The sequence below is a fragment of the Candidatus Stygibacter australis genome (assembly GCA_030765845.1).
In the GTDB taxonomy this organism is placed as follows: Bacteria; Cloacimonadota; Cloacimonadia; order Cloacimonadales; family TCS61; genus Stygibacter; species Stygibacter australis.
Genome location: JAVCDJ010000195.1, coordinates 1 through 3,422, shown reverse-complemented (window position 1 = coordinate 3,422; position 3,422 = coordinate 1). Strand labels below are relative to the sequence as shown.

Annotated in this window: 3 protein-coding genes; all 3 read left to right on the top strand. The window is 39.1% G+C overall.

All coding sequences use genetic code 11. The annotated features are described in order from the left end of the window. A partial coding sequence (gene mrdA, locus RAO94_09880) for a penicillin-binding protein 2 (GenBank protein MDP8322646.1) occupies positions 1 to 1,609 on the top strand: 1,609 nt, incomplete at its 5' end. A 3-nt stretch (positions 1,610 to 1,612) separates the two neighbouring features. Next, positions 1,613 to 2,839, top strand: a complete 1,227-nt coding sequence (rodA, locus tag RAO94_09875) for a rod shape-determining protein RodA (GenBank protein MDP8322645.1) — start codon at positions 1,613 to 1,615, stop codon at positions 2,837 to 2,839. Between the two features lie 82 nt (positions 2,840 to 2,921). Next, positions 2,922 to 3,422 (top strand): hypothetical protein (locus RAO94_09870; protein MDP8322644.1); only part of this gene is annotated, 501 nt, incomplete at its 3' end.

Below are 3,422 nucleotides of genomic sequence, written 5' to 3'. Positions count from 1 at the left end.
GATCATTGCTGGCAATAGTTCTTCAGATAACTTATATTTTACACTATCAAAACTTAAGGACAGACATAATCTGGCGAAATTTATCAGCGTAAATTTTGATATAGATTCATTATCAGTGATCAAAATAATCAAGGATAACAGATTCAGAAAATATCATGATATATCACTGGTGAAGGGGCTTAATCATGAGACGCTGGTGGGGATTGCTGAGCGAATGAATGAATATCCATCACTTAAATTCAAGTCAGAATACATACGCGAATATGCCTATCCAAATCATTTTACGGGTCATACTGGTCAGGTGAGTGAAAAGGAATATGAGCGGATGAAAGAACAGGATTATTCACTGAACAGCGAAATCGGTAAAAATGGTCTGGAAAGAGAATATGAGGAGCTTTTAAGGGGTAAAGCAGGATTTGAGCTGATTCAGGTGGATGCTACAGGTAAGAGTCTTGAATTCCTTAAGCATAATCTTTATAAACCGGCAATAAACGGCAAAGATTTGATACTCTCAATAGATAATGAGCTGCAGAACTATATCCGGCAGATATTTCCAATTGGTGAAAAAGGTGCTGTGGTGGTGATGGATGTGAGGACGGGAGGGATCCTGGCTTATGTATCAATGCCGGAATTTGATCCTAATATCTTCAGCAGTGCCATCAGCAGACCGGTTTGGGATACAATGATAAAAAATCCTGATAAACCGATGCTGGACAGAATTTCCAATGGTACATATCCTCCGGGCTCTATCTTCAAAACGATAACTGCCTCTCTGGCACTGGAAGAAGGATTGATTACACCTGAAACTAAAATGGCTGATTGTAGAGGTGGAATGCAGATAGGAAACAGGTTTTTTAAGTGCTGGTATGAAGCCGGTCATGGAAGCTTAAGCGTGAGTGATGCCATAAAATATTCCTGTGATGTGTTTTTTTATGATGTGTCACTATTGATAGATTTGGATAAAATGAAGGACTTTACAGAGCAGAATTATTTAACTACTAAGACAGGAGTTGATCTACCAACGGAGAGAAGAGGTTTTTTCCCGGATGAGAACTGGTATCTAAACAATTATGGGAGATATACGGGTATTATTGGTCCCAAGGTTAATCTTTCTATTGGTCAGGGAGAATTATTGATAACTCCTCTGGAATTTTGTGCCTATTACAATGCATTGGCAAATGATGGATTATGGCTTCAGCCGCATTTTCTGGAGCAGATAATTGATCAGGACAAAGTACCCGTGAGAAGCTATGAAAACCGGAGACTGCCCTTAAGCGTAGAAACAGTGGAGCTTTTGCAAAGGGCTTTGGACAGAACTGTGAATGAGCGTTGGGGAACAGGTGCTACTGCAAAAGTGGAAGGTGTGAAAGTGTGTGGTAAAACCGGTTCAGCAGAAAACCACATGGGTGAGGAAACCCATGCCTGGTTTGCCGGATATGCTGAATGGGAAGAGCCGGAGATATCTTTCGTGGTATTTATAGAGAATGGTGGACATGGTGGAGCTAAGGCTGCACCAATTGCTCAGAAGCTGGTATCTTTTTATAATCAGCTGAGAACAAATGACCCAGAGAACTATCTGCATTTATTAAAAGTTCTGGATAAGGAATAAAGAATGGATCGTAACCCAAGCCAGTCAAGATTTGATGGTATTTTAATGAGTTTGATGATATTGCTGATGATCTTTGGAGTAGTGATGATCTATTCTGCTTCCACTACTAAGATAGGTGATCTGGTGGAGAGGGAGAACTATTATATCAAGCAGATGATCTGGGTATTATGTTCACTTCTGGCACTGGTGGTTTTTTTGCAAATACCCACTGCGTTTATAGAAGCGCTGATCTTTCCTGCATATTTGATAAATATGCTCTTATTGATTCTGGTTTTGTTTCTTCCAGCTATCAAAGGATCACATCGCTGGATAACCCTTGGTTTTGCGGGATTTCAACCCTCTGAACTGGCTAAAATCCTAACTCTTCTAATGCTTACCAGGCAATTGAACGCTTCCCATTTAACTACCTTACAGATACTGAAAAGAGCTGTGAGTGTGACTATTCTTCCCTTGATTCTGATATTGATAGAACCTGATCTGGGAACGGCAATGACCTTGATGATTTGTGTTCTTGCCGTTTTATCATTCAGTGATCTGCCTTTCTGGGTGATTGTGTTGATAATTAGTCCTTTGATCAGTATTACAGCATCATTTAATCAATATATTTTTATTTTCTGGATATTGGTTTTAACTTTATATCTGGTTCGTAAAAGACTTGGAATTCTACTGGCTGGGCTTGGGATACTAATAAATTCTTCCTTGTATTTTCTAGTGCCATTTGTCTGGAGCAGCTTAAAAACATATCAGCAGAACAGGATAATCACCTTTATTAATCCTTTGCATGATCCCTTTGGAGCAGGTTATCAGATTATTCAGGCAAAGATCGCCATTGGTTCTGGAGGCTGGTTGGGAAAGGGCTTTTTAATGGGTTCTCAAAAGAACCTGCAATTCCTTCCTGAGCATCATACAGATTTCATTTTTTCGGTGATCGGAGAAGAGTTAGGATTTTTTGGTTGCATGTTTTTTTTGATTATTTATTTTTTGTTTTTGCTAAGGTTAATATCAAATATCACCAGGATGAAGCGTAAATTCATGTTCTATGCAGGGGTAGGAATTGCGGCTAATCTGATGATAATGATGTTCGTGAATGTGGGTATGAATTTAGGTATAGTGCCGGCTACAGGTATTCCACTACCCTTTATTGCATATGGCGGCACAAACCTGCTGTTTAATACGCTGGCAGTAGGATTGGTTATGAAGTTTTCTGCCAGGAAAAGTTTATTTGAGTAATTTCTTAGGGGGTATTCTGAGAATCTTGCGAAGCTCTGTTTTTTTTATTTTGATCATTTTATTACTTAGCAGTTGTGGGACTATGATACATCTATATACTCGTGACGAGTTCCTGCAAAAAGTAAATCTGATCGAAAATTCCGGTTTTGAAGTTGTGGATAACCTGGGTTCAGAACTGCCGGAAGGCTGGATAGTGCTTGATAATTATCAAAACAAAGTTCTTGTAGATAATCAAGTGTCGCACAGCGGACAACAAAGCCTTAAGATAAAGGAACCTGAAGCTTCTATAAATCTCACCTCAGATTCATTTAAAGTTAATCCTTTATGCAGTTATTATTCACGATGCTTCATTAGAGCAAACAAAGCCGTAGATAAACCATTGATCTTATATTTCATTACATTTGATGAAGGCAGTAAGCGTATAAACCGTTTTTCTAAAAGAGTTTATCCCACTCAGGAATGGGGAATGGTGGAGATTACCACAGATTATGTTGATCTGGGCTCCGCATTTGGAAGAGTAGTGCTTTCTATCCCGCAAGGCTCAGATATCGATATCTGGGTGGATGATTTTGAAAGTTATACT

What these genes read in the sequence shown, in the direction of transcription:
- rodA (MDP8322645.1), top strand. Translation starts at nt 1,613, where the DNA reads ATGGATCGTAACCCAAGCCAGTCAAGATTTGATGGTATTTTAATGAGT.